The sequence below is a fragment of the Nonomuraea sp. NPDC049419 genome (genome assembly GCF_040676995.1).
Lineage (GTDB): Bacteria > Actinomycetota > Actinomycetes > Streptosporangiales > Streptosporangiaceae > Nonomuraea > Nonomuraea salmonea.
In genome coordinates this window covers 35,755-60,320 of record NZ_JBFAQB010000001.1, presented here as the reverse complement: position 1 = coordinate 60,320, position 24,566 = coordinate 35,755, and the positions used below count along the sequence as shown (strand labels likewise).

General features: G+C 72.2%; 24 protein-coding genes. 10 read left to right on the top strand and 14 right to left on the bottom strand.

Going from position 1 to position 24,566, the window contains the following annotated elements; genetic code table 11:
- Positions 1-101: 101 nt before the first annotated feature.
- Together AB0K12_RS00325 and AB0K12_RS00320 are read right to left on the bottom strand one after the other, a co-directional pair.
- A complete protein-coding gene (locus AB0K12_RS00325; RefSeq protein WP_364554548.1) occupies positions 102-2,966 on the bottom strand; it encodes an ATP-binding protein in 2,865 nt (954 codons plus the stop codon).
- 212 nt (positions 2,967-3,178) lie between these two features.
- Positions 3,179-5,125 (bottom strand): hypothetical protein, encoded by a 1,947-nt coding sequence (locus AB0K12_RS00320; protein WP_364554547.1) that lies wholly within the window; start codon positions 5,123-5,125, stop codon positions 3,179-3,181.
- A 170-nt stretch (positions 5,126-5,295) separates the two neighbouring features.
- On the opposite strand from AB0K12_RS00320, the gene AB0K12_RS00315 reads away from it, so the two are divergent.
- From AB0K12_RS00315 to AB0K12_RS00305, 3 genes are all read left to right on the top strand, one after another.
- Positions 5,296-5,961: a hypothetical protein gene (locus AB0K12_RS00315; RefSeq protein WP_364554546.1), complete on the top strand. Its 666-nt coding sequence runs from the start codon at positions 5,296-5,298 to the stop codon at positions 5,959-5,961.
- A complete protein-coding gene (locus AB0K12_RS00310; protein WP_364554544.1) occupies positions 5,958-6,605 on the top strand; it encodes a hypothetical protein in 648 nt (215 codons plus the stop codon). Before AB0K12_RS00315 ends, AB0K12_RS00310 begins: the two co-directional genes overlap by 4 nt.
- 895 nt (positions 6,606-7,500) lie before the next feature.
- Positions 7,501-8,208 carry a hypothetical protein gene (locus AB0K12_RS00305; protein ID WP_364554542.1) on the top strand — a complete coding sequence of 236 codons (708 nt, stop codon included), beginning with the start codon at positions 7,501-7,503 and terminating at the stop codon, positions 8,206-8,208.
- 9 nt (positions 8,209-8,217) lie between these two features.
- Here the strand turns inward: AB0K12_RS00305 and AB0K12_RS00300 are convergent, their stop codons facing one another.
- Positions 8,218-9,519 (bottom strand): hypothetical protein, encoded by a 1,302-nt coding sequence (locus AB0K12_RS00300; protein ID WP_364554541.1) that lies wholly within the window; start codon positions 9,517-9,519, stop codon positions 8,218-8,220.
- A 160-nt stretch (positions 9,520-9,679) separates the two neighbouring features.
- On the opposite strand from AB0K12_RS00300, the gene AB0K12_RS00295 reads away from it, so the two are divergent.
- Positions 9,680-10,231 carry an XRE family transcriptional regulator gene (locus tag AB0K12_RS00295; protein ID WP_364554540.1) on the top strand — a complete coding sequence of 184 codons (552 nt, stop codon included), beginning with the start codon at positions 9,680-9,682 and terminating at the stop codon, positions 10,229-10,231.
- A gap of 52 nt (positions 10,232-10,283) precedes the next feature.
- Here the strand turns inward: AB0K12_RS00295 and AB0K12_RS00290 are convergent, their stop codons facing one another.
- The 9 genes from AB0K12_RS00290 to AB0K12_RS00250 all read right to left on the bottom strand — a co-directional run bounded on the left by AB0K12_RS00290 (position 10,284) and on the right by AB0K12_RS00250 (position 15,034).
- The gene (locus AB0K12_RS00290) at positions 10,284-10,583 is read right to left on the bottom strand and encodes a DUF1416 domain-containing protein (protein ID WP_355417121.1); all 300 of its coding nucleotides are present in this window, start codon (positions 10,581-10,583) and stop codon (positions 10,284-10,286) included.
- Positions 10,583-11,422 carry a sulfurtransferase gene (locus AB0K12_RS00285; RefSeq protein WP_364554539.1) on the bottom strand — a complete coding sequence of 280 codons (840 nt, stop codon included), beginning with the start codon at positions 11,420-11,422 and terminating at the stop codon, positions 10,583-10,585. The genes AB0K12_RS00290 and AB0K12_RS00285 overlap by 1 nt, the downstream gene beginning before the upstream one ends.
- Positions 11,419-11,799, bottom strand: a complete 381-nt coding sequence (locus AB0K12_RS00280; protein WP_364554537.1) for a DUF4395 family protein — start codon at positions 11,797-11,799, stop codon at positions 11,419-11,421. The genes AB0K12_RS00285 and AB0K12_RS00280 overlap by 4 nt, the downstream gene beginning before the upstream one ends.
- A 59-nt stretch (positions 11,800-11,858) precedes the next feature.
- Positions 11,859-11,942 carry a putative leader peptide gene (locus AB0K12_RS00275; protein WP_350668905.1) on the bottom strand — a complete coding sequence of 28 codons (84 nt, stop codon included), beginning with the start codon at positions 11,940-11,942 and terminating at the stop codon, positions 11,859-11,861.
- Between the two features lie 79 nt (positions 11,943-12,021).
- On the bottom strand, positions 12,022-12,324 hold the full coding sequence (locus tag AB0K12_RS00270; RefSeq protein WP_364554536.1) for a thioredoxin family protein: 303 nt from the start codon (positions 12,322-12,324) through the stop codon (positions 12,022-12,024).
- A gap of 244 nt (positions 12,325-12,568) precedes the next feature.
- Positions 12,569-13,483, bottom strand: a complete 915-nt coding sequence (locus AB0K12_RS00265) for a zf-HC2 domain-containing protein (protein WP_364554535.1) — start codon at positions 13,481-13,483, stop codon at positions 12,569-12,571.
- Positions 13,483-13,995, bottom strand: a complete 513-nt coding sequence (locus AB0K12_RS00260) for a sigma-70 family RNA polymerase sigma factor (RefSeq protein WP_355417109.1) — start codon at positions 13,993-13,995, stop codon at positions 13,483-13,485. The genes AB0K12_RS00265 and AB0K12_RS00260 overlap by 1 nt, the downstream gene beginning before the upstream one ends.
- A gap of 37 nt (positions 13,996-14,032) precedes the next feature.
- Positions 14,033-14,698 carry a DUF2993 domain-containing protein gene (locus AB0K12_RS00255; RefSeq protein WP_364554533.1) on the bottom strand — a complete coding sequence of 222 codons (666 nt, stop codon included), beginning with the start codon at positions 14,696-14,698 and terminating at the stop codon, positions 14,033-14,035.
- Between the two features lie 84 nt (positions 14,699-14,782).
- Positions 14,783-15,034 carry a MoaD/ThiS family protein gene (locus AB0K12_RS00250; RefSeq protein ID WP_364554531.1) on the bottom strand — a complete coding sequence of 84 codons (252 nt, stop codon included), beginning with the start codon at positions 15,032-15,034 and terminating at the stop codon, positions 14,783-14,785.
- A gap of 176 nt (positions 15,035-15,210) precedes the next feature.
- Between AB0K12_RS00250 and AB0K12_RS00245 the strand changes: the two genes are divergently transcribed.
- The 3 genes from AB0K12_RS00245 (at position 15,211) to AB0K12_RS00235 (ending at position 19,961) form a co-directional block, all read left to right on the top strand.
- Positions 15,211-15,918 carry a response regulator transcription factor gene (locus AB0K12_RS00245; RefSeq protein WP_345395235.1) on the top strand — a complete coding sequence of 236 codons (708 nt, stop codon included), beginning with the start codon at positions 15,211-15,213 and terminating at the stop codon, positions 15,916-15,918.
- Between the two features lie 116 nt (positions 15,919-16,034).
- Entirely contained in the window at positions 16,035-19,487 is a 3,453-nt protein-coding gene (locus AB0K12_RS00240) for a tetratricopeptide repeat protein (RefSeq protein WP_364554528.1), read from the top strand.
- Between the two features lie 105 nt (positions 19,488-19,592).
- Entirely contained in the window at positions 19,593-19,961 is a 369-nt protein-coding gene (locus AB0K12_RS00235; protein ID WP_364554526.1) for a hypothetical protein, read from the top strand.
- Here the strand turns inward: AB0K12_RS00235 and AB0K12_RS00230 are convergent.
- Both AB0K12_RS00230 and AB0K12_RS00225 read right to left on the bottom strand, forming a co-directional pair.
- Positions 19,939-20,616, bottom strand: a complete 678-nt coding sequence (locus AB0K12_RS00230; protein WP_364554524.1) for a hypothetical protein — start codon at positions 20,614-20,616, stop codon at positions 19,939-19,941. The genes AB0K12_RS00235 and AB0K12_RS00230 overlap by 23 nt on opposite strands.
- Before the next feature lie 84 nt (positions 20,617-20,700).
- A complete protein-coding gene (locus AB0K12_RS00225) occupies positions 20,701-21,927 on the bottom strand; it encodes an aromatic acid exporter family protein (RefSeq protein ID WP_364554522.1) in 1,227 nt (408 codons plus the stop codon).
- A 98-nt stretch (positions 21,928-22,025) separates the two neighbouring features.
- Between AB0K12_RS00225 and AB0K12_RS00220 the strand changes: the two genes are divergently transcribed.
- The 3 genes from AB0K12_RS00220 to AB0K12_RS00210 all read left to right on the top strand — a co-directional run bounded on the left by AB0K12_RS00220 (position 22,026) and on the right by AB0K12_RS00210 (position 24,560).
- The gene (locus AB0K12_RS00220; RefSeq protein ID WP_364554520.1) at positions 22,026-22,649 is read left to right on the top strand and encodes an alpha/beta hydrolase; all 624 of its coding nucleotides are present in this window, start codon (positions 22,026-22,028) and stop codon (positions 22,647-22,649) included.
- Positions 22,650-22,711: 62 nt separating this feature from the next.
- Positions 22,712-23,341, top strand: coding sequence for an ATP-binding cassette domain-containing protein (locus AB0K12_RS00215; protein ID WP_364554518.1), 630 nt, complete (start codon positions 22,712-22,714; stop codon positions 23,339-23,341).
- Positions 23,325-24,560: a hypothetical protein gene (locus AB0K12_RS00210; protein WP_364554516.1), complete on the top strand. Its 1,236-nt coding sequence runs from the start codon at positions 23,325-23,327 to the stop codon at positions 24,558-24,560. The genes AB0K12_RS00215 and AB0K12_RS00210 overlap by 17 nt, the downstream gene beginning before the upstream one ends.
- The last annotated feature ends 6 nt before the right edge of the window (positions 24,561-24,566 follow it).

Below are 24,566 nucleotides of genomic sequence, written 5' to 3'. Positions count from 1 at the left end.
CGGGTTAGCGCCTGGTTCGGAGGGGCGCGCGAAAACCCCGCCCGGTTTGACCGCCCAAGCGAAGGTTCACCCCACCCGATCTCCGCTGTGCCGCGAACGTGTCACGGGGAGGGGGCGCTGTAGGCGGGGGTGGCGTTCGCCGGGGGGCCTGCCGGTTCTGCGAAGGTGATCTCGGGGGCGCCGCCCTGCTCGAACGGCAGCACGAACCGGCGCGGCCACGACAGCACGCCCTCCAGCCAGCCCGCCCCCATGGTCTGCCCGACGTGCCGGATCCTGGCCGCCGCCTCGACCCCGATGGCCACGGTCAGGATGTCGCGCTGGACGCTCTCGTGCTCGTCGTCGCCCAGTATCACCCGCCAGGCCAGCTCCCTGTTGTGGTCCACCTCCATGGACAGCGGGTGGTGGCGCAGCGCCTTGGCCCGGTGGCCGAGCAGCTCGGTGTGGCCGAGGTCGCCGGTGCCCGCGGACGGGCGGAACAGGGCGTACTCCATGGGCGGCGCGGGGCTGCGCAGGTTCGGGGCGGGGTGGCCGTACGGGAAGAGCCGCTCCACCTCGTGCAGCCAGCGCACCTGCGGGATGACCCACGAAGCGCCCGGCCGCTCGCCGCCGCTGTCGAGCCCGCCGAGCAGCCGGCCCGCGGCCTCCGCGGCCTTCTCGGTGAGCAGCGAAGGGTCGAACCACGTACGCAGCGACCAGGCGCGCCGCTGCACGCAGCGCTCGATGAGGGTGGCGAGCAGGCACTCCCTGCGCCGGGCGGGCAGCTCGCCCCAGGCGGCCGACAGCGCGCGCGGCACGCCGGGCAGCGGCCGGTTGCTGACGAAGGCCAGCACGACCGTGTCGCACCAGATCCGCAGCCAGGCCCACTCCTGCGCCCCGGCGAGCACGTCGGCCTCGCGCAGCTCGACCAGCGTGCACGCCTGCCCGGTACGGCACTGCGCCCCGCACGCGGCCGACCTGCGCCCCCTGATGGGCGGCGGCGGCCCGGGCAGCACCTTCTCCCGCGACTCGCCGAGCGGCACCCGCACCCGCAGCGGCCGGTCCATGCCGTCGGCGAACACCGCCGCCGAGCCGGGCTGCAGGGAGACGACGTGGCGCGACTGCTCGTCGCTGAGGTTCATGGCCGCGCCGACGAGCCGGCGGTCGTCCTCGGCGGGCAGCCGGTGCACGACCTTCAGCGCGGTGTTCTTGACCACGTCGGTGACGAGCTTGGTGGGGATCTGCTCGGCCACCACGATGCCCTCGCCGTACGCCCTGATCTCGGCGAGCAGCCCGGCCAGCAGCTCGACGGCGTGGGTGGAGGCCCGGCCGTGGCCGCGGTCGCGCAGCAGCCGGTGCGCCTCCTCGATGACGATGACGTGCCGCAGCCCGGTCGAGCGCTCGCGGCGGGCGCGCATGCGCAGGTGCTCGACGATGCGGATGATCAGCGTGCCCATGAGGAACGCCTTGTCCTCGTCGTTGGCGACGTCCTCGATGGCGAGCACGACGTCGCGTTCGAGCAGGCCGCCGATGTCGGCGGGGTGGCCGCCCTCGAAGAAGCGCCCGGCGGAGCCGACGCGCAGGGAGCGCAGCCGCAGCGAGATGAAGCCCTCGACGTCGGCCTGCACCTCGCGGCCGTAGCCGATCTCCTTGATGACGTCCATGGCGTGCTGCTGGAGCTGTTCGAGGGTGGGGACGCTGGGCGGGACGTCGGAGCCCGGCACGGCGCCGCCGGTGACGACGTCCCAGCCGGTGGCCTCGTAGACGCGCTGCAGGGCCAGCGACATGATCTGCGGGAACGGCTCCTCGGCGTCGAACGCGGCCATGAACAGCGCCCTGACCATGTCGATGTGGGCCTGGACGGGGTAGCCGGGCTCGGGTTCGAGCGGGTTGACGCTGAACGGCACGCCGTCGGGGGCCGACGGGTTGATCACGGTGACCGGGTCGGGGACGCGGCCCGCCATGGCGGCGTACTCGGACTTGGCGGGCTCGATCGCGAGCCACGGGATGCGGGCGCGGCTGAGCTGCTCCAGCAGGTGGCGTACGGTCTGCGACTTGCCCGAGCCGGTCGCGCCGGTGACGAACGCGTGCCGGTTGAGCGTGGCGAGCGGCACACGGAACGAGCCGACGCCCCTGTCCTGCCCGTCGAGGATCTCGCCGAGCAGCAGGTCGCCGCCGTCCACGACGCCGTCCGACTCGGACGTCACGTCGAAGAAGCCCGACTCCAGCACCCGCACGCCCGGCACCTCGCGCCGGGGCAGCCCGGCCAGCGCGGCCAGCGCGCCCGCCGTCGCGGCGAAGGGGGCCGCGGCACCGTCGGCCGGGTCCTGCATGGTGATGGCGAGCGCCTCGGGCAGCGCGTACGCGGCCCCGTGCGAGCTGCGCAGCCGGTACGGATGATGGCTCATCTCGACCGACCCCACGAGCACGGGAGCGATCTGCCGCAGCTCCTCGGCGGTGGCGCCACCGGCCAGCACGCGCACGTTCCACAGGCCCGCCTCGCGGAAGGCGTCCAGCTCCTGCATGCGCCGCTCGGCCCGCTCCGCGTCGAAGCGGGAACGCTCGGAGGCATCGCCGTACTGGCGCAGCACGTTGAGCTGGGTGCGCAGGTGCGCCACCTCGGCGTCCAGCAGGTCGGTCGGCTCGGCGACCACCAGCCAGGCGAACGGCCGCGACATGAGCGTGACCAGCGTCGACTCGAACAACGTGGGCCGCCTGAGCTCGTCGGGGTCGAACTCGCGCCCCCTGCTGCCCAGCGGCGGCGCCTGGCGTCCGGGACACGGCGTCCACACCAGGTCGGCCAGGTCGGCCAGGTACTCCTCGTCCAGCCGCATCCCGCGCGCTCCCCCTGGGAACAGCAGCGGCTGCGGCCCGCTCGGATGGTCGGGCAGGTCGGTGGACCTGCGCGGCTGGCGCGGCGGCGACAGCGGCCCCGCGTTCGTGATCAGCTCAAGCGGCGCCCCCGATCCGCGCGACAACCACCCGATCACGAAAGGCCGGTCACGCTGCGCCGCCGACAACACCGCGGGAAGCACGGTGACGAAATCCCATTCCGCCGACGAGCTTCGCGAGGGTGCTGCGATCGACTGAATTCGATACCAGGGCCCGCTCAACGCGACGCTCGGCTGCATTTCAATCCCCCACAGACGGTTCGTAGTTAAATTCCGCCAACCGTCAGCTCGTCACCTTGACATTGACCATGTCATTGCCTGCCCTTGCGCCAGTCCAGGCGCGGCGGTGGTGGCCCGAGGTTCGGCGGCGGCTCTCCGTCGCCGTCGCCGGCCCTGGGGTCGAGCGCCAGCACCGCCTCCCGGACCTCCTCCAGCTCGCCGAGCGTCGTCTTGGGGAAGGTGAGGATGGCCGGGTTCGCGTCGGCCAGGCGGACCCGGCGTCCCTCCGCGGTGGCGTCCGTGACGATCACGGACGTGGTGGGGAGTTGCTGGAGCTGGTGCGGCTCGACGAGGAACTCGCGCGAGCGCTGCAGCACCCGCTCCTTCTCGGAGATCTTGTCGGCGGTGCGCCCCCACTCGGTGGACTCGGTGATGTCGCCCGCGAGGTCGGGCGCGTGCTCGTCGCGGTCCTCGTGCTCGTCGTCGACCTGGGCGATCGTGGAGGTGTAGCCGCCGTCGAGCCCCGGCAGCGAGTCACTGATCGCCTCGGTGAGCTGGGCCAGCTCGAGCCGGTGCTCGGTGCCGACGTGCTCGCTGGCCACCCGGGCGTCCTCGGCGTTGCCGAGCCGCATGAACGCCACCGCCGCGTGGCCCCTGCCGAGCCGCTCCCTGACCGTGGGGGTGAGCGACCGGTAGGTGAGGACGAGTCCCGTACGCGAGGTCTCGCAGGCGTCCATGAGCCGGTCGAGCACGTCGCCCCTGAGCTTGTCCGCGCCCGCCACGATGATCGTGTGGTACCAGGGCCGGTCGGAGGCGGGCGACTGGCGCAGGATGTGAGTCAGGGCCGTCGCGACGTACGTGCCGAGCACCCGGTTGCCGAACACGCCCGCCTGCCGGTCCATGCTCACCACCCGCAGCCGGGCCGGCGGCAGGCGCACGGCCTGCGTGCCGAGCGACTCCAGCTTGCGCAGCTGCGACTCCAGCGCCCAGGCCCGCTCGATCACCACCCGGTCGCTGACCCCGCGCCCGAACAGCGTGCCGATGCGTTCGAGCTGGGTGGCGGTGATCAGCCCGAACCTCAGGTCGTCGCGCGGGTCGCCCACCTGCGCCAGGGCCCGCAGCGCGGCGGTGACCTGGCTGATGGTGGCGTTCTCGCCGAGCACCTCAAGCACCCGCTCCAGGATCGCGTTGTCGAAGCTGAGGTCGCGGGTGGTGCGGTGCTCCTCGCTGACGCTCACCACATGGGCGAGGACGTCGGCGAACGCCTCGGGCTTGAGCGTGGCTCCGAGGTCGAGCCGCGGCAGGTCCACCGGCAGCACCCACACCAGCGGGTCGTCGCCGCCCTTGCGGGCCAGCTCGATCAGGTCCTTGGCGATCGCGCCCTCCGACAGGTCGAGCACCGTGAGGTGGCCGCCGCTGTAGAGCCGGGTCGCGCCGATCAGCGTCACCAGCGCCGACCAGCCGGGTAAGGTGCCGCCGGCGACGTCGATGCGGTCGATCTCGTCGGGCACCGAGACGGCGTACCAGGTCAGCTGCCTGTCGTGGCGCTCCTTCGACTCCTGCCACTCGCGGTAGCGCTGGGCGTGCTCCTCCTGCGCGCGGAACAGCTCCTTGTCACGTTCCTGACGTCGCCGTTCGTCCTTGGCCTGCTGTTCGAGGACCCGGTACCTGACCGCGCGGTCGCCCTGCAGCAGCGCGTAGCTGCAGATGCCCGCCACACCGCCGGCAGCGACCAGCCCGAGCAGGGCGAAGGGCCAGGCGAGGTAGCCGGACAGCGCGGCGCCCAGGATGAGCACGGTGAGGACGAGCATGAACAGGCGGACGTGGCGTACCGGCCGGTTGAGCATGTCCTCCAGCTGCCGCTCGCGGCGCAGCAGCTCGGACGCGGCGGGGTCAGGCGGCTCCTGCGCGGCCGCCTCCTCGCCCGGCGAGGGGCGTTTGGGCGGCGGCCCCGGATCGGGATGGAGCAGGATGTACTGCCAGCCCAGGTAGATGCGGTCCGCCTGGAGCTGGGCATGCTCGGGATGCACGTCCGCCACGTGACCCTCCGGCCGCCGATATGTCATTAGGTGTAGGGCTCAGCCCATTCCCGCTCCGTGACAGCGTATGAGCTAGAACCACCGTAGCGGCAGGGTTCTCGGCAATTTGACCAGTCCGATGGGAGCATTGCGGCAGATGAGACGAACGGGAGCTATTACCATCCTTACCCATGACGGAACCCTCCGGCGACCGCACTGACAAGCCCAGACGCCCGGTAGTGGTGCCCGCCATCGCCCTGACGGCTCTGACCGTCATCGGCATCACCGCCCTGCTGGGCGGCCTCGGCGAGGCTCCCGAGGAGGTCGAGCCGCTGAGCCCGGGCGCCGTGCTCGACCAGGGCCTGTACGACACCAAGTTCGTCGAGTCACGCTTCAGGGTCGAGCGGGCCCAGAACACGTGGGACGAGGACAAGCGCTTCCTTGAGCTCGTCTTCGCCGTCACCAACAAGGGCGACGAGACCCTCCCGGTGGGCTCGCCGCCCGCCAAGCTCGAGCAGGCGTTCACGTCCACGACCTTCGCCGGGTCGCTCGTGAAGATCACGCCGGCGTTCAAGGAGGAGTGGGGGCCGTCCGTGTTCGCGCTCAGCAAGGGCGGCGAGACCCGGCAGCTGCACCCCGGCGTGACCAGCGAAGTCGTCGTCAGGTACCGCCTGCAGGACGGCGAGCAGGTGCCCGACAAGGTCACCCTCGACGTGGCCTCCTTCGAGGAGCGCGAAAGCTTCAACAACGCTCGGCTCGAGTGGACCATGGTCACCGAGGAGGCCGGCGAGCGGTCCCTGCGGCCCGTCGTCAAGGCCCGCGTGACCCTGCCGGTGAAGAAGGGCGGCACGGCATGACCCTCACGGATCAGCGCTCGGAGGCCGTCCCCGGCCGCCGGTCCAGGCGGGGCGGCCGGCGTCGTGGCCGCGGCTCCGGGGTCGCCGGCGTCGCCGCCGGGCTCGTGATGCTGCTCGCCGCCGTCGGGCTGCAGACCAAGGCGCTCGGGGGAACCGTCAACGACCCGCTCAGCTACACGGGCGGCAAGGGCGAGGTCGTGGACGCCCAGCGGTTCTCCGTACGGCTCGACTCGTTCACCACCGCCAGGAAGATCCAGCTCTCCGACACCGAGACCATCGAGACGGGGAACGTCTTCCTCATCGTCCGGGCGTCGGCCAAGTCCAGCATGAAGCCGTACCACCTGGGGCAGCCCGACCTGCTCACCCCCGACGGTGTGCGGTTCGCCGCCACCGACCGGGTGGACAGGCAGAAGACGCTGGCCAACGTGTGGGTGCAGCCGGACATCTGGGTCAGCGGGCCGTTCTTCTTCGAGGTCCCTGCCGGTGCGCTGCCGGGGGCGCGCGTGGTGTTCAAGCTGCCGCCCCAGGCGGGGGCTCAGGAGCCGTACCGGCCTGAGGTCGAGATCGATCTCGGCCTGGACGAGGCGGCGGCGCGCAAGCTCGCCGACTCGCCGCAGGACGTCTACTCGATCGTTAAGAAGTGATCTCAGGATGAGCACGAACGACTGGTTCTCGCCCCGCAGAGACCCCAAGCCCGGCCCCGACACAGAACCCGCCGCAAGCCCCGACGCTGGGCCCACCGCCGGGCCCGACGCCGGGCTCGGCACTGGGCCTGGCACCCGACCTGGCATGGGACCTGGCATGGGACCTGGCATGGGACCTGGCATGGGACCTGGCATGGGACCTGGCGCTGGGCCCGGCATCGGGCCCGAGTCCGATGCCCCGCCGCGGTCCGCCCATGAGCAGGCCCCTGGCAAGGGCCTTCCGCCGGGTCCCGGCATGCGCGGCGGCCTCCCCGGCCGTGTGTCCGGCCGCGCTTCCGGTCAGGGCGCCCCGTCCGCCTACGACTGGTCCCCGTCCGAACACGACTGGGCCCCCGGGAACGCGCCCGCACCCCAGCCCCGCCGCCGCCACGCCGCCCCTGACCCCTCGGCGCCCCACGGCCACCCGGCCGAACCCGCCGGCCGGGCTCCCAGAGGCGCCTACGACCCCGCACAAGCGCCCGCACAAGCCCCCCGCGCCCCACAACCCAGCGGCCCCTCCTCCGCCCCAGAGCAGGGCTGGGGCGGCGCTCCGGCCGAAGCGCCCAGGCATGCCCAGGCACCGGCGGGTGGTCCTGCGTTCGGGCCCGGCCAGGGGCCCGGCGACCAGCGAGGGCCCGGTCAGGGGCCCGGGCGTGGGCGGCGGTTTGGGCCGGGGGCCGGGCCGCAGGCCGGCGATGTGCGGGGGCGGCGGGCCACCAGTGATCAGCAGGTGTGGCCGCCCGCTCCCCGGGAGCCGGTCGGCGGTGCGACGCAGCCCATTCCCGCCGTCAGGACAGCCGGTCCACCGCCGCAGTACCGGCCGGGCGCCCCGGCTCAACCGCCCATCGCCCCGCCCATGGCGGCGGGAGCGCCGGGGCTCGCGGCCGGAGAGGGGCAGTCCTTCGCGCAGGGCGCCCCAGGCGCCGAGCCGTTCCCCGGCCCCGAAACGACCGGCCAGGGGCCTGCGGAAAGCACCGGGGCCCAGGCCGGGGGCAGGTCGAAGCGGCGTACGGCGCTGGTGGCCGCGGCGGCCGTGCTGGCGTGCCTGCTGACGACCGCCGCACAGACCTACGACGGCCACGTCTTCTACGAGAAGACCACCGAGAAGGAGACGAAGGAGATCGTCGTCGCGGCGGGCCAGGCGGGCAAGGTGAACGGCGTCGAGTGGAAGGCCGCCCTGTCCCGCACCGACGCGCCCCCGGACAGCACGCACGGCCCCGAGGTGACCTGGCTCAGGGTGGACATCTCCAGGAAGGTCGTCGACAAGGGCAGCGCCACGATGGTGGCGGAGCCCACCGACGTCCAGGTGCAGGACCGCGCGGGACGGATCTGGACGGCGCCCATCGAGGCGGTGGGCGACCGGCCGACGGACCGGCTCGTGGTGGGCAGGGAGTACAAGATCCAGGGGCTGGCGATCGTGCCGACGCCGGTGGCGAACGAGGTGGAGCTGTCGTTCCGGCCCAGCAACTACCGTTCCGACACCCCGACGGATGAGCTGTTCACCCGCGAGGGCGCGGAGAAGCTGGTGCCGGACGTGGAGGTGCTGCGCTTCAGGCGCCGCTGAGCCGGCCGGTCACCCGTCCTCGAGCGGGCGGCCGGCCAGGCGGGCGCGGGTGGCCGCGAGATCGTACGTGGCCGCCAGCAGCGCCATGGTGAGCACGGTCACCACCATGTCCCGGACGAACGACACGGGCACCGCCTGGTAGACGCCGACCCACTCGTCCCGGGCGCCGATGAGCATCATGATGCCGCGCTGCGCGTACTGGCCGCCGATCTCGAGGGCGGCGTAGCACAGGCACATCATGCCGAACAGCGGCATCCCGCCGTTGAAGATCATCCGCAGCGAGTTGGCGAGCGGCACCCAGCGGTCCTTGAACCCGCCGGTGAGCTGGTCGAACGACTTCTGCGTGAGGTCGTGGCTGCTCTCCAGCCGGTCGATGCCGCGCTCAAGGCGGGTGCCCCTGAGCAGGGTGCGGGCCTCGTCGGAGAACGCGCCGAAGACCAGCATGGCCACGGTGAGCCAGGCGAGCGGCACGGCCACGCCGTCGAGGAACAGCGGCCACACCTCGCCCCACCAGCCGGTGACGGTGTCCCAGAGCGGTACGTTCTCCTTGGCCTGGGTGAGCAGTTCCTCGGTGCCGGCGATGGCCTTGCGGTGCTGCACCCACTCCGAGCGGGCGTCGCTGAAGGCGACGGTGGCGTTCAGGCCGTAGAAGACGAAGGCGAACTCGGAGAAGGCGGCGAGGAAGCCGAAGAATCTCCCCTTGTTCTGCTCGACGAACTTGGAGAACAGCCACTTGAGCCCGAAGGCGACGGCCATGGCGCCGAGCGACACCCGCCAGTCCAGGTCGACCAGGCCGCGGCCGACGTCGCTCTGCTCACCGAAGAAGGACGCCTCCTGCTGATCGTAGAGGTGGTGGAAGATGTCCATCTGGAAGACGTCCCTGGCGTCCTCCTTCTGGAAGCCCCAGGCCAGATAGAGCACGGCGAACGCGGGCGCGATCCGGTCGAGGGTGCGGAAGAACTTCTCCTCCCTGACGCCGTCCCCGGCTCGTGCGCGCACCTCCCACAGCGCGCCGCGCAGGCTGTGCAGCATGCCGGCGGTGACGGTCATCGCGGCGAGCACGATGAGCGTCAGCAGGGTCATGACGGCGACGAGGCGGACCTGCCGGTAGTCCCCGTACGCGACCTCGGAGGCGGCATAGAGCAGCACGAAGCGGACGAGCTCGCCCGCGGCGTACCAGAGGATCAGCGGCGCGGCGCACTTGCCCGCCAGGCGGAGGGCGTGCAGGGGCAGTGAGTACGGCGACGGCATCTGCTGAGCCGGTGTGGGCCCTGGTTGCGGCGGCGCCGTCACACCTGTCGAACCGGACATCTGTGGAATCGTAGCGTTCTGTCCCATGTGACGCAGCCGCAACCCTTGAAGACGCTGCGCGATCAAGAGCCAGGTGAGCGGCGCCTTCCCCCGGTGGTGACGAAGGTTTCCCCCCGGCGAACGGGGTCACGACCCGCCTCCCGTACGGCACCATTGCGGTATGAAACCGCAACCCGCGATCGACACCGATCCCCGCGTGGTGGGCGATCGATTGCGGCGGCTGCGACAGGCGCGCGGCGTCTCGCTCTCCGAGCTGGCCAAGCGGGCGGGCATCGGCAAGGCCACGCTGTCGGGCGTGGAGACCGGCACCCGCAACCCCACGCTCGAGACCCTGTGGGCGATCACCGCGCAGCTGGGCGTGCCCATCGGGGCCATCCTCGACGCGCCGCCGGAGCCGCAGGTCATGCGGGGCACGGCCATCGAGGCCGAGCTGCTCGAGGTCTTCGAGGACGACCGGGTCACGTACGAGCTCTACCGCGTACGCGTCCCGCCCGGCCTCACCCAGACCTCACCCGCCCATCACGAGGGGGTGAGCGAGCACGTCACGGTCTTCACCGGCACCCTGAGCGCCGGCCCCGTCGACGCGCCGCTCACGGCCGGCCCGGGCGACCACATCTCGTGGCGGTCCGACGTGCCGCACGGCTACCGCGCGCACGGTCCCGACGTCGTACGCGCCACGCTCCTCATGCGTTACCCCACCCAACCGCCGTGAGGCATGCGAAGGGCCCGCGTCCGTCAGCCGGACACGGGCCCTTCGTCATGTGTCAGACGGCCACCGCGAGCTGGGCGACCTCACCCAGCTTGGCCTGGACCTGGACGTCACGGGTGACGCCGCCGCCCGCGATGATGCGGACGGTCCAGTCGCCGGGGGCGGCGAAGAACCGGAAGACGCCGTCGTCGGAGACCACGACCTCGCCGGTGAACTCACCGGAGTGGTCGAGCAGCCGCGCGTAGGCGGTGCCGGCGCCGGTCACGACGCCCTGGATGACGGCCTGGTTGGACAGATCGATGCCGGCGGGCAGCGCCACGGTCTGCTCCGGCGCCCCGCACCCTTGTGCACTCATCAGCGGGCCTCCCCCAGCTCGATCGGCACGCCCACGAGCGAGCCGTATTCGGTCCACGAACCGTCGTAGTTCTTCACGTTGGACTGCTCCAGGATCTCGTGGAGCACGAACCAGGTGTGCGCCGACCGCTCGCCGATGCGGCAGTAGGCGATGGTGTCCTTGCCGAAGTCGACCCCGGCCTCCTGGTAGAGGGTGCGCAGGTCGTCGTCGGACTTGAAGGTGCCGTCGTCGTTGGCCGCCTTGGACCACGGGATGTTGCGGGCCGTCGGCACGTGGCCGCCGCGCTGCGCCTGCTCCTGCGGCAGGTGGGCGGGGGCCAGCAGCTTGCCGGTGAACTCGTCGGGCGAGCGCACGTCGACCAGGTTGAGCTTGCCGATCGCCGACACCACGTCGTCGCGGAAGGCGCGGATCGCGGTGTCCTGGTCCTTGGCGACGTACTGCGTCTTGGGCCGCTGCGGCACGTCGCGCACCAGCTCGCGGGAGTCGAGCTCCCACTTCTTGCGGCCGCCGTCGAGCAGCTTGACGTTCGCGTGGCCGTAGAGCTTGAAGTACCAGTAGGCGTAGGCGGCGAACCAGTTGTTGTTGCCGCCGTAGAGCACGACGGTGTCGTCGTTGGAAATGCCGCGGTCGGACAGCAGGGCCTCGAAACCGGTCTTGTCGACGAAGTCGCGTCGCACCGGGTCCTGCAGGTCCTGACGCCAGTCGACCTTCACGGCGCCACGGATGTGGCCCTTGTCGTAGGCGCTGACGTCCTCGTCGACCTCGACGAGGACGACTCCGGGCGTGTCGAGGTTGGCCTCGACCCAGTCGGCGTCCACCAGGGCGGCGGAGCGGCTCATTGGGATACCTCCATGTTGGCGGCGGGCAGTAGTCGGCGAATGAGCAGGTACATCGCGCAGCCAAGGCAGAATCCGCAGGCTGCGATGAGGAAGGCGGCGAGGGTGGCCGCGACCGAGGCCGAAAGGGCCTGCGGCGTGATTACGGCGGCGAATTCGGCCGGCCCCACGACCGCGAGGACCGGCCGGAAGAGTCCGGGGTCCTTCCCGGCGCCGGGCGCCGGGCGGAGCATCGTGTGCGGTGAGCGACGGAACGCACCCAGTGCGCGACTCAGCCCCCTGACGGCGAGCAGCCGGAGGCTCTCGGAGATCAGGGCGGAGGCGAGGATCTGGGTGGTGACGGCCGCGCCGAAGCGCAGCATTCTGGGATCGGCACGCATCGCGGGATGCTCCTGAAGGGTCGATTTGAGGCGGATGGCGAATCCGCGCGAGATCGTCCTCAGGCAGCGCGACAGAGCGCGGTGGCGACGCGGCAGAAATCAACCGCGCGCCGCTTCGTCAGCAGCTCTGTCGATGGGTTCATGAACAAGACACTACTCGGCGTCTCGTCATCTGTCACATCTCGTCCGGTTGGTGAGACGACATGTGAGACGCATCGCCTCTCACCCTTCCGGTACGGCCAGCGCCAGCGCCGCCAGCACCTCGGTCTTTCTGGGCAGCCCAGAAGCCCTTTTCACCACCGTCCCCGCCGGATCGAGCACCAGCACGGTCGGCGTGCCGGTGATCCCCAGCCTGCGGACGAGCTCCAGCCGCGACTCGGCGTCCACCTCGACGTGCCGCACCCCCGGCACCAGCGCGCTCACATCCGCCAGAATCCTGCGGGTCGCCCGGCACGGCTGACAGAACGCCGTCGAGAACTGCACGAGCGTCGCCCGCTCCCCCAGCCCTTCCCCGAGCTCCTCCACGGAAAGACGCTCGGGGGCGGCCTCATGTGCGCGATCGTCCCGACGCAGGTGACTCACCCCGATCAACAAGCCGAGCGCCGCGGCCGACGCCCTCCGCTCCATCCCCCCGTGCAACCTCCCGCGCCCACGTTTCCTTCCCACCGTCGGTGGCGGGAGCAGGGAGAGGAGCGCCGGCGGGGCAAGCCCCGCCGGGAGACTCGCCCAGCCGCAGGGCCTCGCGGTGAGCGGGCCGAGATCCGTCAGGTCACTTGTGGACGGGGATCTCGATCAGGGGCTTGCCTGACTCGTCCACCACCTCGAAGTGGGTGATCTCCGGCAGCGCCAGTGAGGTGCGGCGGGAGAAGACCGTTCTCTCGCGGTAGGTGTCGGGGGCGATCTGCCAGGTCTCCGTGGTCTCGCGGCGGCCGTCGGCGGCGACCACGACGAGGCCGCAGGTGGTGCCGACGGGGATGCCCGTGACGCGGACGCCCAGCTCGGTGCCGGTTTCGGCAGGGAGGGCCTGGACTGTGGCGCGGTAGCCGTCCGCGCGGTTCGTGCCGGTGAACTCGCGTCCTTCCTGAGCCTTGCGGGGCGCGGAAGAAGCGCGTGGTTCCGCGTCGGACGGGGCCGGCGTTTTCCGAGCTCGGCTGGGGCTCGGGGTGGCGGCCGTGCCGTAGGGCTGGCCGGTGGGGGCCTGCTCGGCGGCGTCGGACTGGTCGGAGCGGCGCGGCTCGACCATGGGACGGTCGCCGGCGCTCTCCTCCGACGCGCCCTGGTCGGACATGACCCGCGGACCCGACTCCTGGGACCGCGCGACCGCGGGCGCCTGGGCGGTCGTCGCCTCGTGGCTCGACGTGACCTGGATGGACGTCCAGACCGTGCCGCCCACCACCAGCACCGCCGCGCACGCCGCGACCGCGGTCAGGATCCGGCCGCGCCGCGACCGTCTGGCGCGGTCGTTGAGCAGCCGGTCGAGCACCTGCCGCGGCGGGCTGGTCACCACCTCGACGTCGCGCTCGGACACCTTCCCGAGGAACGACGTGAGGCCGGCCAGCTCCTCCAGCTCGGCGCCGCACGCCTCGCAGGTGGCCAGGTGGTGGTCGATCTCCAGTGCTTCTTCCGGGTCGAGTGCGCCCAGGGCGTGCGCGCCGAGCGCGATCCGGACCTCCTCACACGTCATCACGGCGCCAGCCCCCGTTCTTCGAGCGCCAGCTTCAGGGCGCGCAACGCGTAGTACGTACGGGACTTGACCGTTCCCGGCGGTATGCCCAGCGTCGCCGACGCCTCCTTCACCGATCGCCCCCGGTAGTAGACCTCCAGCAGCACGTCGCGGTGCTCGGGCCGCAGCGCGGCGAGCGCCTCGGCCACCGCCCACGACTCGACCGCGCGCTCGAGCTCGTCGTCGGCCGGCAGGACCGCCAGCGCCTCGTCGCCGGTCTCCGGCGGCCTGGCCTTCCTGGCGCGATGCTGGTCCACGACGAGATTACGGGCCACCGTGAACAACCACGCGCGGATCGGCCGCCCGGACATGGCCTCGGGATGCCGCCAGGCCCGCAAGAGGGTCTCCTGGACGACGTCCTCGGCCCGGCCCGAGTCGCCGGTCATGCGAAGCACGTAACCGTAGAGTGGCCCAGCGTGCTCGTCGAAGAGGGTCCTCACGAGTTCCTCGTCGGCGGTGTCCGCTGCTGTCACGTCCTCATCACGTACGCGGCGACGCGACGGTTCACGCTCATCCACGGATCGGCACGTCAGACGCTTCTGCCGAGAACTCGAGCCCGCCCGGCACGCTCCTGACCCCGGTCACCTTCACGTCGAAGGGCAGCTTGCCCTTGAACGGGATGGTGTAGGAGACCAGCCTGGCGACCTGGTCGGGCACGCCCTCGATCTTCTCTGCCTGGACCCTGATGCCGCCGTCGATGAGCTCGACCCGCATCTCGGCGTCGAACTTCACCTTCTGGGCGCCCACCGTCACCTCGCCCGACGCGGTGAGCCTGTCGCCGTTGCCGCCGATCTTGACCCCCTGGGGCGCGTATTTGTCGATGGTGGCCCTGCTGAGGGTGCCGGCGACGGTGACGCGGCGGGCCCTGACGTCGGGGCGGTTCTGCAGGATGCCGTCGAGCGGCGCGGTCACGTCGTAGGCGGCGCCGTGCAGGTTGCGCACGGGCACGCCGCCGTAGGTGAACGTGCCGAGGTCGAACCGCACCTCCGGATAGTGGCCGGAGATGGCCTGGGTCAGAAAGGGGATGCCCGTAATGGTGACGGTCGGGGTGCCGGACAGGTCGGCGGAGGCGGCGATGCGATTGGCGAGATCGCGCTCGACGCCCGCGACGGCGACCCGGTCGGCGGCGACAAGGAGAATGACGAGCACGATCAGCGAAACGATCAGCTTGCGCATGGGGCTCCCTGTCTTGGGCGGGGGTCAAGAGCCTATCGATCCGCCATGACTCATTCCCCCGGAAAGCGGTTGCTCACCAGCGGATCAGCCGCCGGCGAAGGGCGGCAGCACCTCGACGACCGAGCCGTCGGGGAGCATCACCTGATCGTGCGCGCGCTTTCCCACAGGTGAGCCGTCCACCAGGAACGAGCAGCGCAGGACCACCCTGGCCAGTTCGTCACGATCGCGTGTGATTTTGGTCATGAGTTCACCAAGAGTAACCGCGTCGAACGACTCTTCCGCGACTCCGGCGGCATCCTTCGCCGCCGCCCAATAACGTATCTTTCCCGTGGCCATGCCTGCCTCACAATCGTTTCAGCTCTATTGTGCGTTCTCCTTAACAAGCTTGTTTCAGGAGACGCGCTGTTCACCTGCTGGACGCGCAATGGACGCGACTAACTCGTGGGATATCCTCACTCACATGGACTCGGGCGACGTAGCCCCCGGGTCCTTGCGTGTTTGAGGAGGCCGTAATGAGCAACCTGCTGCTGCTGACCAACGCCCTCGAGCCGTCCTCCGAGGTGCTGCCTGCGCTGGGGTTGCTGCTCCACTCGGTCCGGGTCTCGCCCGCGGAGGCGTCCGCGCTCATCGACACCCCGCCCGCCGACGCGGTCCTCGTCGACGCGCGCAAGGAGCTCGTGCAGGCCAAGAGCCTGTGCCGGCTCATCAGGACCACCGGCATCGACTGCCCGCTCCTCGTCATCGTCACCGAGGGCGGGCTCGCCGCCATGACCGCCGAGTGGGGCGTCGACGACGTCCTGCTCGACAGCGCGGGCCCGGCCGAGGTGGAGGCGCGGCTGCGCATGGCCACCGGCCGCATCTCGCAGGCGGCGGCCGAGGAGGTGCCCGACGAGATCCGCAGCGGTGACCTGTCGATCGACGAGGCCACCTACACCGCGCGGCTGCGCGGGCGCGTGCTCGACCTCACGTTCAAGGAGTTCGAGCTGCTGAAATACCTCGCCCAGCACCCCGGCAGGGTCTTCACCAGGGCCCAGCTGCTGCAGGAGGTCTGGGGCTACGACTACTTCGGCGGCACCAGGACGGTCGACGTGCACGTCCGGCGGCTGCGCGCCAAGCTCGGCACCGAGTACGAGTCGCTGATCGGAACGGTCCGCAACGTCGGCTACCGCTTCGTCCCCGACCGCGCCGACACCGACAAGGCCGACACCGCGAGCGTCTGATCCCCGATTGACAGCGGCAGCCCGCTGTCGTCAACTGATGTGACAGGTCGTCGCACAGGCCGTTGATGCCTGTCATGTCAGGGACACCGCCGTCCCACCAAGGGGTGGTGTGCACGGTGGGTCTGTTCGAAGCGCTGGTCGACGAGGGCGCCCGCCCGCACGTCTTTCACCGTAACGAGACGATCTGCTCGCCGTTGCGGCCGGCCCACAGCGTTTATCTCATCGACTACGGCTACGCCCGCGAGTACACCCCGGCCGGCGACCGCGAGGCCGTCCACGACCTGCGGGGCGACGGCGACATCGTCGGCGAGCTGGCCTTCTGGAGCCCGGCCGACCGCGTCAAGGTCGACGCGCTCACCGAGGTCCGCGCCTGGCCCATCGACCTGCGGCGGCTGCGCGAGCAGGCCGCGGCGGCGCCGGCCGTGGCGACCGCGCTGGTGCAGGAGCTGTTCGCGCGCAACCTCGCCGCCCGCAGGCACGAGGCGCTGGCCCGCGCACCGGTCGCGGCCCGGCTGGCCGTCTGGCTGCTGCATCTCGACGAGCGCTACGGGCTGGCCTCTGAGTCGGCGCCGCCGCTGTCCATGGAGACGCTGGCCGACCTGGTGGGCAGCTCGCCCGACGTGGTGCAGCGCCAGCTCACCCAGTGGACGCAGCGGGGCTGGCTGGTCAGGCCGGGCTACCGGCGGCTGCGCATCGCCGACCCGGTCGCGCTGCGGGCCGCCGCGGGGAGCTGGGAGCACCTGTCGGCGCCGTGGAAGGGGCGGGTGACGCCGTTCCTGACCCGGCCGGGCGGGCCCACTCCGAACAGCGCGGTGCCCGTACGCGAGATGCCCAAGCCGCGCCAGCTGCCCGCCGACGTCTCCGACTTCACCGGCCGGCAGCAGAGCCTCGACCTGCTGACCGACTGGCTCGACCGGCCGCGGCGCACCAACACCATGGTCGTGCAGGGCCTGCCGGGCGTCGGCAAGACCGCGCTGGTCACCCGCTGGGCGCACCAGCACGCCGACCGGTTCCCCGACGGGCAGATCGTCATCGACCTGCGCGGGCAGTCGCCCAGCCAGCCGCCGATGACGGTGGCGGAGGCGCTCGGGCAGATCCTGCGCTCGCTCGGGGTCGGCGAGCACATGCCGGCCTCGGACGAGGCCGAGCTGATGCTGCTCTACCGCAGCAGGATCGCCGGGCGGCGGCTGCTGCTCGTCCTCGACAACGCCGCCGACGCCACCCAGGTACGCGCGCTGCTGCCCGGCGGCAAGGACTGCGTGGCGCTGGTGACCAGCAGGACGCGGATGGGCCCGCTGCGCGCCACCGGGCACGCCGACCTCATGGACCTGGGCGTGCTCGACCCGGGCAACGCGGTGGCGCTGCTCATCGCGGTGCTGGGCAAGGACTCGCCCAGGTCGGCCGACAGGGACGCGCTGGCCGAGCTGGCGCGGGTGTGCTCGTACCATCCGTTCGCGCTGCGGATCTCGGCCGCCAAGCTCGCCGAGGACCCCGGACTCAGCGTGCAGGGGCGGGTGGAGGAGCTGCGCAAGCCCGATCGGCTGCTGGTGGGCGACCCTGAGGAGGCGTTCAGGTCGGCGCTCGACCTCGCGTACGAGTCGCTGAGCCCGGTGCAGCGGCGGGCGTTCCGTCACGTGGGGCTGCTGCCAGGACGGGACTTCACGCCCGAGGTGCTGGCGGCGGCGCTCGGCGCGCCGGTCGAGGACGCGGTGGCCGCACTCGCGGGACTGCACAGGGCGTACCTGGTCGAGCCGCTGCCGGGGTCGCGCTACCGGGTGCACGACCTGGTCAAGCGGCTGGCCAGGGAGCTGGGCAGGCACGCGGAGGCCGGGGTGCGCGAGGCCAGGGCGCGGCTGCTCGACCACTACCTGGCGGTGGCCGCGGACCCGGCGACGCCCGGCGAGTGGTTCGAGGCGGAGCGGCGCTCACTGGTCTCGGCCGTGCGGATGGCCGGGGAGAGCGGCGCGCACGGCATGGCGTGGCGGCTGGCGGCGGCGGTGTTCGAGCCGTTCAGGCGGCTGCGCTACTACGAGAACGACCTGGAGGTGCAGCAGGGCGGGCTGGCCTCGGCCATGCAGGTGAGCAACCGCAGGGCCATCGCGCTCATGCGCGGCAACCTGGGCTCGATCCACCGCGACATCGGGCCGTCCACGCTGGCGGCCAGGTTCATCGGGGAGGCGCTGGCCGACCACGTCTCGCTGGGCGACCGCGAGGGCCAGGCGCGGGCGCTCAACGACCTGGCCGAGGTGCACGGCATCGCCGGCAACAGCGAGCAGGCGCTGCGCCACGCCTCCGAGGCGCTCGCCCTGTACGAGGAGATCGGCGACCAGGCGGGCGTCGCGAGCTGCCTGCACACGCTCTCCCGGCTGCACCTGTCGCAGGAGCGCCACGAGCCGGCCTTGCGGTACGCCGGCCAGGCACTCGACGTACGCGAGCAGCTCGGCGACCGGCGCGGCACCGCCCAGAGCCTGATCATCCTGGCGACCGTGCAGCGCAACCTGGGCGAGCCGAACGCCGCGCTGTCGGAGGGCCTGGAGGCGCTGTCGATCTGCCACGAGCTGGGCGACGAGCACGCCGAGGCGGAGACGCTGCTCTGCCTGGCCGAGATCTACGACCTGCTGCGGCTGCCGCACGACGCGCGGCGCGACGCGGAGCGTGCCCTCGCCGGCTACACGGCGACCGGCGACCAGTACGGCTGCGGCCGGGCCCTGTGCGCGCTCGGCCGCATCGCCCGCAACGGCTCCCGCTACGACGAGGCGCTGTCCTGCTACGAGCAGGCCCTGGCCGTCCAGGTCGAGCTGCACCACGAGCAGGGCAGGGCGGAGACGCTCGGCGACATCGGGCTGGTCTACTGGCGGCTGGCCGACTACCGGCGCGCCGACGACTATCTCAACCAGGCCCTGGCCATCAGCCGGGTGATCAACGACGAGCCGGTCGAGGCGCGCATGCTCAACCGGCTGGCGCGGGTGCGGCGGCGGCAGGGCAGGCCGCAGGTGGCGTTCACGTACGCGCTGGAGGCCCTGGACATCGTGCAGGGCAAGGGCATCAGGCGGGCCGAGGCGGACGTGCAGGAGACGCTCGCGTACACGTACCTGTCGCTGGGGCAGCACCGGCCCGCGCTGCGCGCGGCCAAGGCGGCGCTGGCGATCAGGGAGGAGCTGCGCGACAACCGGGCGAGCGCGCTGCTGTCGGTGGCGCAGGCGCTGCACGCGGCCGGGCGGCCGGCGGCGGCGCTGGAGCCGGCGAGGGAGACGGTCGAGCTGCAGCACGAGAGCGGTACGCGCGACCGCTGGGCGGCGGCGCTGACCACGCTCGCCATGATCCTGCTCGACCTCGACAGGGCAGAGGAGGCGCTGCCGTACGCCCGGCAGGCCAGGGACGTGCACCAGGAGTGCGGGACGCGGCGCGACCTCGGCTGCGCCTCGCGGGCGCTCGGCCTCGTCTCGGCCCGGCTGGGGCGGCAGGAGGCGGCGGTCGCGCATCTGCGGGAGGCCGTGCGGACGCTCGAAGAGGTGGGCGATCTGGTGGAGTCGCGGCGAGCCGCGGAGGAGCTCCGGCTTTTCTCGTGAAACACCGATAAAAGTCGTGAAATCTCGGTTCTGAGGTCGCAGATCTTTCGCGCGGGTTCCCGTTTCCTGGACTCACCGGCCGATTCACAAGCGGAGGTGATCCGGATGCTCAAGAACCATCTGCGGCAAGACCTTCAATGGCTCAAGCGACAGGCGCGCAAGGACCGGCGGATCACACTCGCCGTGCTCGGCGGGCTGCTCGCGGCCTGGGCCCGCCAGCTCTCCGACGTGCAGGGCGGGAACCCCTCGCCGGTGCTGCTCGCGCTCTCGGCCGCGCTCGTCCTGGTGTCGGGGGCCGCGTGGCTCGTCTCGGCGTTCTTCGTCAGCAGGAGCCTGCGGGTGCGCCGCGAGCCGACCGAGGAACTGCGCTGGGTCGCGCGGATCGGGCTGGGCAAGGAGTGGGCGTTCTGCTCGCTCAGCGCGTACGTGGCCTGGCACCTGCTGCAGTTCCTCACCGCGCTGGTGATGAGCTGAGCGGGACGCGGTCCAGTTCGTCCACCCTGATCGCCGCGCCGGTGTGGACGAACTGGACGAGCTCCGCCACCGGCAGCTCGGCCAGGCCGAAGTCGGTGTCCGCGTGGGCGTCGCACCAGGCCACGATCTCCTCGGCGTCCGTCAGGGGGCCGGCGAAGTGGACGAGGCTGACGTACCAGCGGTCGCGGACCCTGCCGTACTCCAGGTCGCGCACGCCCCTCGACTCCAGGCCCCTGGCGAAGCGCTTGCGCAGCGTCTCCAGCGTCTCGTCCACGGGATGCGCCCCCACCAGGACGCCGCCTCTGTGCGGGGCGACGCCCGCCAGGTAGACCCAGGCGGGCGGCAGGCCGTCCGCGGCCTCGGCCAGCGCCGCGGCGTACGCGCGGCGCAGCGGGTCGTCCTCGGGGATCACGCTCCGGTACGGCTCCAGCGACCTGAGCGTGACGTGCAGGGCCGGGCCGCCGTGCACCCAGTGACCGGGGGCGTGCACGGTGGCCGCCAGGTCCGTCAGCCGCCCGACGACCTCCCCGGCCGGCCGCAGCACCACCGCCGCGCCCCAGCGGGTGCCGCCCTCCACCATGGGCACGTCGTGGGTGGCCTCACCCGCCAGCAGGGCCGCCCGCCCCTGCTCGCGGAACTCGGAGAAATCGGACATCCGAGCAGTATGCCAAACCTTCTCCGAGGTCGGCGGAGTGATCGCGGGAATCGGCCGGAGGCCGCGCGGCCGGTTTCTGGGGGGTCAGTCGGAGGTGGTCGCGGCGGGATGCGCCGGGCGGTCGGGTTTCGGGAAGGCGGCGCGGTGGGGGCCGTCGTCGGGGTCGAACTCGTGGCGGATCCTGGCGCAGTCGTCCAGCAGCGCGCCCTGGAGGAAGCGCAGCTCAGGGTGGCTCGTGCGGTGGAAGGTGCCCGCCATGCGCCGGTGCTGGCGCTCGCCGTCGTCGAGCGCGGCGCGCAGGTCCTCCATGTCCTCGCGGCTGCCCGGGCTCACCTGGAGCAGCCCGAAGTGGCGGAAGACGCGCGACAGCGCCGACAGCTCGTCGGCGAGCGGTTCCGGCAGGTCGGCGCCCCGCTCGCCGGGCAGCCCGCGCACCCCCGCGACCAGGTCCACCAATCCCCTGGCGACTCCCCTGAGCTGGTGGCAGGCGTGGTCGAGGCAGGTGGCCGCCTCGGCGACCTGGCGCAGGCGGCGGTCGTAGCGGCGGCGGCGCAGCGACAGGCGTACGGACTCGGCGGCCTGCTCGGCGGCCTCCTCGGTGTCCTCAAGTCGCTGCGACAACGTACGCGCCCGGTCCAGCCACTCGGCCGCCTGCTCGTGGTCCCACTCCCCGCGCAGCCCCTCGGCCATGTCCTCGGCCAGGTTCGACAGCTCCCCCGACAGGCCGCACAGCTCCTTGCCCGCGTGGTCGACGAAGCGGGGCGGCAGCACGAGCAGGTTCGCCGCGATGCCGATGGCGGCGCCGAGCAGCACGTCGGCGAGGCGGGCGAAGCCGTACGTGCTGCCGAGCGCGAACACCAGCAGCGCCGTGATGGGGATCTGCACGTTCTGGGCCGGCAGGTTGAGCAGCCTGGTCAGCACCAGCCCGGCCACGACGAGGACGGCGAGCGTGGCCACGTTCGGGCCGATGAGCCAGATGAAGGCGGTGGCCGCCGCCACGCCCACGATCACCGCCAGGATCTGCTGGGCGCCGCGCACGACCGTGCTGTACGCGGTCGCCGACACGGTCAGCAGCACCCCGATGGGCGCGAGCACGGGCAGGTCGACCTTGAGCACGTACGCGGCCAGCCACCAGGCCAGCGCGCACGCCGCCGTCACCTTGACCGTCTGGGCCAGCGCCTCGCGTTCCATGCGCAGCCAGCGGCCGATGCCCATGGTGCGGACGAGCGTCAGCGCCGACGACCCGCCCGCGAAGATGCGTTCGAGCGGGTCACCGGCCGACTCGGACCTGCGCCCCGGTTCCGTCTTCATGTCCCCGTCCCCCTTCCCAGGCCACTGCCCAGCTCAGAGGCGGATAGAGCCGGGCGTGACCGGGTAGCGGCAGGCTGCGGTGAGGGGAGTGGGTGGACATGCCGGGAGATCTGGTCGTTCCTGACGGCGCGCTGGGCGTGGTGGTGTTCGTGCACGGCAGCGGCAGCAGCCGGTTCAGCCCGCGCAACCGGTACGTGGCCGGGGCGCTCAACGAGGCGGGTCTCGGCACGCTGCTGTTCGACCTGCTGACGCCGCAGGAGGAGGCCGACCGGGCGAACGTGTTCGACATCGAGCTGCTGGCCGGGCGGCTGCTGGAGCGTACGGCGCAGGTGCGCGAGCACCCCGGCGCGGCCGGGCTGCCGGTCGGCTACTTCGGCGCGAGCACGGGAGCGGCGGCGGCGCTGTGGGCGGCGGCCGAGCCGGACAATCCGGTCGCCGCGATCGTCTCGCGCGGCGGGCGGCCCGACCTGGCCGGCGACCGGCTCGCCGCGGTACGCGCCCCCACCCTGCTCATCGTGGGCGGCAGGGACCCGGTGGTGATGGAGCTGAACGAGGAGGCCGCGCGGCGGCTGCGCGCCGAGACCAGGATCACCGTGGTGCCGGGGGCCACGCACCTGTTCGAGGAGCCGGGCGCGCTGGACGCCGTGGCGGAGCATGCCCGCGGCTGGTTCGTCACCCACTTCATGAACACGCGTGGGAGTCGCCCGGCCACGTTGAAGTAGATCGTCGTTTGTGCGAACGTCAGGTGGCGGACGACATCCCGACGTGACGGATGGTTGCACACGTGCCCTTGCTGGAGATCGACGGTCTCACCTGGCTCACGCACGGCGTCCGGCAGCGGCTGTCACCCGGCCCGCTCACCCTCGACGCCGAGCAGGCCGCGGTCGTGGTGGCCGGCGGCCCGGCGGCGGGCGAGGCGTTCGCCGACGTCCTGCTCGGCCTGGAGGCGCCGCACGAAGGCCGGCTCCGCCTGGACGACCGCGACATCACCGCGCTGTCCACCGCGGACCGCGCGATCGGGCTGGTGCCCGCGGGCGGCGGGCTGCTGCCGCACCTGACCGTCAAACGCAACCTCGAACTGGCCGCCCGCAAGGACCTGGCCCTGGTGTCGCACGGGCAGGTCGCATACATGTCGGGGTGGATGGACATCCAGGGCTTCATGCGCGCCAAACCGCACGAGCTGGCCCACGACGAGCGGCTGACCGTCGCGCTCGCGCGGGTCATGTGCCGGCCGATGCCGCCGAAGGTGGTGGTGGTCGAGGACCGTACGGGCTGCGAGCCGTGCCACGCGGCGGTGAGCCGGGCGCTGCACACCAAGCTGGCCGTGCTCATCGTCACCGACGACGGCACCAGGGTGACCAGCCTCGCCTCGTCCGCGCGCGTCTGGGAGATCACCGATGCCGATCAGCCGTAGGGCGTTCCTGCTGGGGGCGCCCGCACTGGCCGCCACGGCCTGCGCGGGTCAGCCGCCGCTGCGGGTCGCCGTGGTGTGGAGCGGCGCGGAGTTACAGCGCTTCCTGCGGGTGGTGGACGCGTACGCGGCCGGCTCCCGGCGGCCGGTCAGCGTCTACTCGGCGGGCGACAACATCAGCGCGCTGCTGCGCGGCCCCGCCGAGAACGTCATCCCCGACGTGGCCGTCATCCCCAGGCTGGGGCTGCTGTTCGACCCGCTGGTGAGCCCGCGCATCCAGCCCAGGGTGGGCGGGCACGTGCAGGACGCGTTCTGGCGGGGGCTCGTGACGCCGTACGAGGGCGGGCCCGAGCTCGGCACCTGGTTCAAGCTCGCCAACAAGTCGCTCGTCTGGCACCGCAAGGACGAGCGGCACGCGCCCCCGAACCTGACCTCATGGATGCCCCGCCCCGGCACGGTGGCCATCGGCGCGGCCGACGGGTGGGTGCTCAGCGACTGGTTCGAGAACGTGCTGCTCGCCTACGCGCCCGAGGTCTACGACGGCCTCTTCGCCGCGGCCACGCGCGGCGACCCGGAGTGGTGGGCCAGGAACGAGGTGGCCGAGGCGCTCACGGTGCTGGCGCTGATCTGGCGCGAGGCGTTCACCCCCGACCAGGGCAGGCGGGCGCTGACCCTGCAGTTCCACGACTCGATACTCGACGTCTTCCGCTATCGCGGCGCCGACGTGGTGGCCGCGCCCGACTTCGCGCTGCCCGTCATCGAGCGCTACGCCGGCAAGGACGTCGCCCGCCACTTCTCCTTCCCCGGCCACGCGGGCGGGCCCCCGCCCCTGGTGGCCGGCGGCGACGTGGCGGTGGCGATGCGGGGCGGCGGGCAGGACGCCCTCGACTTCGTGGAGTGGCTGACCAGGCCGCGCGGGAGCGACGAGCACGACGCGCTGACCGACTGGGTGGACGAGGGCGGCTTCCTCACCCTCGACCGCGAGCCCTCTCACCCGCTGCTGCGCGAGCCCGCGCTGGCGCTGCGCGGGCGCGAGGGCCGCCGCTACGACCTGTCCGACCGCCTGATCGGCCGTCTGGAGGGCGGCGACGGCCGCGGCCTGTGGCGCGTCCTCACGGAGCTGTTCGGCGACGTCGCCGCCGGCACCACCGCCCCCGCCGGCGCCGCCCAGGCCGCCCGCGAGAAGATCGTCACCAGCCTCGCGAAGGGCACCGGCCGATGAGCGGGC